The following is a 4,492-nucleotide window of genomic DNA, read 5'->3' as shown; positions in this document are numbered from 1 at the left end:
TCCACAAGTGCAGGCGCATATTATCAAATTCAGTTTTGATGTAAAGCGCTTTGCTAAAGTTTTTTTACTGTTTGCCGATAAAGCAAACAGAATTTGTAAAAAATAGACATCATGCAACCAATAGTTAACGAATGGCAACTTGATACTAAGCTTAATCAAGCGTTGCAACAGCAACATAGGGCTGATTTTGCGCTATGGCTCGCGGTATTGTCGCCAGCTGTTAACGAGATGGCTGCTTTTTATACACCGTTACCTGGAGTTTCTGAGGTAGAGCATAATCTCTATCAGCGGCTGGCGGTGCGTAAGAGCAGAAGTTTCGCGTTAGCATTACATGACTCTGAGTTGATGCAAAAACATAGTATTGCAGCTCAACAAAGCCTGGCACAATTAAAATTGCAGAGTGAATTAAACCCGGCACCTTGGGTCTGGCAAGATAATGCTAAGAAATTGGATAATCAGGTGTTTGCCAGCCTTGATAGTCATTGTCGTCGTAGGTTGCAAGGTAGTTTACCAGAGCGTACTGAAACAGATGAAACCGCGCTTTATGAGATGTTGCAGCAATTGAATAAGCAACCATCTAGCGATGTTATCGAAACAGATATGTCTTATCTGTAAGCTGGCCGCTTAACTGATGAGTTAAGCATTGCTTAAATTTCTTACCGCTACCACAAGGACAGCTATCATTGCGGCCAATTTTTTTTGGCTCGCTTTTTTGCAACTGCCCACTTTTGTAATACCAGCGACCGTCATAAACAAAGTCGGATACTTCTTCTATTACATCAAGCTTATGCTCATGCAAAAAATAGGCTGCAAAGCTGACCTGGCCTTGCTCAGATGTTTGCGCCGCAGATTTGATTGCTAGGTGACAAAAATGAACGTCCTGAGCAAAGGTAGTAATTTCGTCTGCTATACCAGTAGTACGTTGTGATGGATGAAGTGTGGCCACTAGATAAGCGGTATCAGCAAGGCAAAAGGCGCTGAAGCGGGAGCGCATTAAGATTTCACAGTTGCTGGCAATTTCCCCAAGCGATAAATAAGGAGCACAACATTCGGTAAACGCTATGCCAGAACAACAATAACAATTCATGGTAGTTTCCACTTTGTTTCTCAGAAGTATCTTGAGCAGTATTCTAATAAAGTTGTTTCTGTCTAGCTAGCGTTAGGCCAGTATTCATTAATGGGCAGCAACAAGAGCATGATGTAAAGAATAAAACCGGCTTTGTTGTTTTAGTGCGAACGCTGTTAAACAAGTTAGCTCGCTATCGTTCAAAGGAGCACAATTAATAACCACTTTACAGCTGGTATTCGATATTGCCTGATTTAGCGTCACGGAGATGTCTTTAATTTGTTGCTCATGTACGACCAATATTTTATCTAGCGGTAATTGGCAGGCCGCCCAGAATGCTTTATTTGGCTTTATGGCCGGTGCAACTAATACTATCCAGCCAGTAATATGGCGATGTTGCTGTAGTAATTTCACTAACTGTAGTTCTGCGCTGTCTCGTTGCAGCGCAGCAAGGCGTCGCTTCTCAGCACTAACTGATATTGACTGACTTGTGCGTTTTATCATAGCTTCTGGTAGGGCGGTATCATTACAAGTGTGCATAGCAACCTCTAGCTGTTTATAAATACAGTGTATGGATATACAGTAGTTTTGCTTTGAGTAAAAAGCAAGCACTTTTTTAAAAGTATTGATATGATTTTAGTCATAATACTGTCACGTATTTGTCTTATGCTCCTGCTGTTAAAAATACGGGAACGGACAAATGGCGATTTCTGAACACTCTTGCGCAGAGCTGCAACATATTATCCAACAAAGAGCGTTACAGCCGCTATTTCAACCAATACTCTCCTTAGCTGATGCAAAGATTATCGGTTATGAAGCCCTGATCCGTGGGCCATCCGACAGTCCTTTGCATTCACCTTTGCAACTATTTAAAACTGCAGTGGCTTGCAGGGCATTAGAGCCGCTGGAGATGTTGTGCCGCGAACTAAGTATTGAAGCCTTTTCCCGTTCGGGTGTCAGCGGTAAACTTTTTTTAAACGTTAACCCGCTATTGTTACTCACAGCTGATCATCCAAGCGGTTTAACCAAAAAGATGCTAGAGCAGGCGGGTTTAGATCCTGCCAGAGTAGTCATTGAAATTTCTGAGCAATACCAGGTAGAAGATGCGACTTTACTGGTTAAAGCGGTGCGTCATTATCGACAATTAGGCTTTCAAATTGCCATAGATGACTTGGGTAGTGGTTTTTCAGGATTAAAGCTCTGGTCAGAACTCGAGCCTGACATTGTTAAGATCGATCGTTACTTTATCAGCGATGTACATCGTGATCCTACAAAAAAAGCTTTCGTTCAGAACATTATTCGTTTGGCAAAGGCAACTGGAGCTTTAATAGTCGCGGAAGGTATTGAAACGCAAGAAGAGCTTATGTTGTGCCGTGAGCTTGGCGCCGATTTAGCACAGGGTTACTTGTTAGGCCGTCCTCAAGCCGATTTCAAAGTTCCATCCCCCAGATATTGGCTAAGCCATGAAGCCAATCCTAGTAATGTGCAAGACCGTATTGAGCAATTGTTAATCGAGACGCCGACAGTATCGATGGCAACTATGGCCGTCGATGTTTTTGAGCTCTTTCGGCACAACGCGAACTTGCAGAGTCTGGCAGTACTAAATGCGAATAAACCGGTTGGTTTAATTTGTCGTGCTGAACTACAAGCACTATTTTCGCAGCCTTTTGGAAGGGCACTGAATGAGAAAAAGACCATTGCGCAAATCATGAACAACAAAGCGGTTGTGGTAGAAGTAGGTAGTACTTTAGATGAAGTGAGTAAAATAGTGGCAGAAGATGAGCATAATGCTGCTAGTTGGTACTTTATTATTTGTCGCAATGGCGATTATCTGGGCTTAGGCTCTGTAAGACAGTTACTGAAAAAAATCAGTGAACATAAGTTACAACATGCACGTTATGCAAACCCATTGACGTTTCTGCCAGGAAACGTCCCTATATACCGCGAAGTAGACCGCCTATTATTAAATGGCGCAGACTTTGCCGTTGCTTACTTAGATTTAAACCATTTCAAACCTTTTAATGATAACTATGGGTATAGCAAAGGTGATGCCGTGCTGCAATTGGTAGCTGAAATTATTCAACAGCAAGCGATAGGGACTGAACACTTTATCGGCCATATTGGTGGCGACGACTTTGTATTAATTACCTCAACTGAGCTGGTAGAGTCTCTATGTAATCGAATCTTAGCGCAGTTTGCTGTAAAAATTCCTGCGTATTATGCCTATGAGGATGCCGAAAAAGGTGGTATTACTGCGCTTAATCGAACCGGAGAAACGTGTTTTTATCCTTTATTATCGCTCGCTATTGGGATTGCCATGCCAGATCCACAGCAATGTCAAAGCCATCATGATGTAGCGGCCATCTCCACAGCCGCAAAATGTGAAGCGAAAAAACTGGGGGGTAATGCTTTGTTCGTGTCGCGACGTCGTGGGCCTGATATCAACCTTGCTTTGCCACTGGCTAGACCATCTGTGGCGTGAATTGGGCTAGAATAGTTTCCCTCTTATATAAGTTGAGTGATTAGTTAATGTTGTTAGATGCTTTTGTCAGCCGTCATGGTGAAGCCTTTAGTTTTAGCCGTCAGCATTCTTGTACCTTTGCCAAACAAGTTGCCGGTGATTTCAACCCTATCCATGATGTGGATGCCAAACGCTTTTGTGTTCCCGGTGATTTACTCTTTAGTTATTTATTAACGCGCTATGGCGTGAGCCAACAACTTCGTTGCCAGTTTTCTGGTATGGTAAGTGCTGATACCTTGTTGTACTCAAAGCTAACAGCAAATCAGATCCAAGTTTGCGACCAACAGGATAAAGTGTACCTCACGATAGATTTTTCTGGCGAGCATAGCCATGATTTGGAAGTGATCGAACCGTTATTCCAAGATTACGTGCAATTTTCAGGACAAAACTTCCCGCATATTTTACAACCACTGATGGCAGCGCAAGGAGTAATGATTCATCCACAGCGCCCATTAGTGATATATGAGAGCATGACGTTATCTTTTGAACAGTTGCCTACTACTAAGCCTAAACTAAGTCTAGCGGCGAGTAAGTTAGAGGTAGAGGGTAAAAGAGGCAATGTTACATTGAGCTTTATCCTTACTGAAGAGGGCAAGCAAATAGGTAAGGGTGAAAAGCGGATGATTTTAAGTAATCTGCAGCCTTATGATGAAGTACAAATGCAACAAATGGTCACAGAGTACAACAATCGTAAGCTGTCAGCGGGGTGTTTAGACGCAGTAAGCTAACGTTTTGCCGGTTTAATAAACAAAAAAACACCGTTCAGTTTAAAAAATAACCGAACGGTGTTTTTTTTTGAAATATTGCTTGCGGATGATTTTAATCTCCCTATAATGCGCATCCACAGACGGCGACAACGGCAACGAAGTCAAGGTTTGAAAGAATACGGTTCGCATGAACCCTGA

Annotated in this window: 5 protein-coding genes; 3 read left to right on the top strand and 2 right to left on the bottom strand. The window is 42.5% G+C overall.

What is annotated here, in order from left to right; genetic code table 11:
* The first annotated feature begins 111 nt into the window (after positions 1 to 111).
* Complete coding sequence (locus IE163_RS10935) at positions 112 to 615, top strand: VC2046/SO_2500 family protein (protein WP_189433014.1); 504 nt, start codon at positions 112 to 114, stop codon at positions 613 to 615.
* Here IE163_RS10935 and IE163_RS10930 read toward each other — a convergent pair.
* The gene (locus tag IE163_RS10930) at positions 587 to 1,087 is read right to left on the bottom strand and encodes a YchJ family protein (protein WP_189433013.1); all 501 of its coding nucleotides are present in this window, start codon (positions 1,085 to 1,087) and stop codon (positions 587 to 589) included. The genes IE163_RS10935 and IE163_RS10930 overlap by 29 nt on opposite strands.
* A gap of 87 nt (positions 1,088 to 1,174) precedes the next feature.
* The gene (locus tag IE163_RS10925; RefSeq protein ID WP_189433012.1) at positions 1,175 to 1,606 is read right to left on the bottom strand and encodes a hypothetical protein; all 432 of its coding nucleotides are present in this window, start codon (positions 1,604 to 1,606) and stop codon (positions 1,175 to 1,177) included.
* A gap of 160 nt (positions 1,607 to 1,766) precedes the next feature.
* Between IE163_RS10925 and IE163_RS10920 the strand changes: the two genes are divergently transcribed.
* Together IE163_RS10920 and IE163_RS10915 are read left to right on the top strand one after the other, a co-directional pair.
* Positions 1,767 to 3,548, top strand: a complete 1,782-nt coding sequence (locus IE163_RS10920; RefSeq protein WP_189433011.1) for a GGDEF domain-containing protein — start codon at positions 1,767 to 1,769, stop codon at positions 3,546 to 3,548.
* Between the two features lie 47 nt (positions 3,549 to 3,595).
* Positions 3,596 to 4,315, top strand: a complete 720-nt coding sequence (locus IE163_RS10915) for a DUF3581 family protein (RefSeq protein WP_189433010.1) — start codon at positions 3,596 to 3,598, stop codon at positions 4,313 to 4,315.
* Positions 4,316 to 4,492 lie beyond the last annotated feature (177 nt).

It is taken from the genome of Alishewanella longhuensis (assembly GCF_014653435.1).
GTDB classification, from domain to species: domain Bacteria; phylum Pseudomonadota; class Gammaproteobacteria; order Enterobacterales; family Alteromonadaceae; genus Alishewanella; species Alishewanella longhuensis.
Note: the sequence above shows the minus strand (reverse complement) of the source record. Positions and strands in the feature narration are given on the sequence as shown.

Excerpts from the sequence above, each read along its gene's own strand:
- IE163_RS10935 (WP_189433014.1), top strand. The coding sequence starts at position 112 with ATGCAACCAATAGTTAACGAATGGCAACTTGATACTAAGCTTAATCAA.
- IE163_RS10930 (WP_189433013.1), bottom strand. The coding sequence starts at position 1,087 with ATGAATTGTTATTGTTGTTCTGGCATAGCGTTTACCGAATGTTGTGCT.
- IE163_RS10925 (WP_189433012.1), bottom strand. The coding sequence starts at position 1,606 with ATGCACACTTGTAATGATACCGCCCTACCAGAAGCTATGATAAAACGC.
- IE163_RS10920 (WP_189433011.1), top strand. The coding sequence starts at position 1,767 with ATGGCGATTTCTGAACACTCTTGCGCAGAGCTGCAACATATTATCCAA.
- IE163_RS10915 (WP_189433010.1), top strand. The coding sequence starts at position 3,596 with ATGTTGTTAGATGCTTTTGTCAGCCGTCATGGTGAAGCCTTTAGTTTT.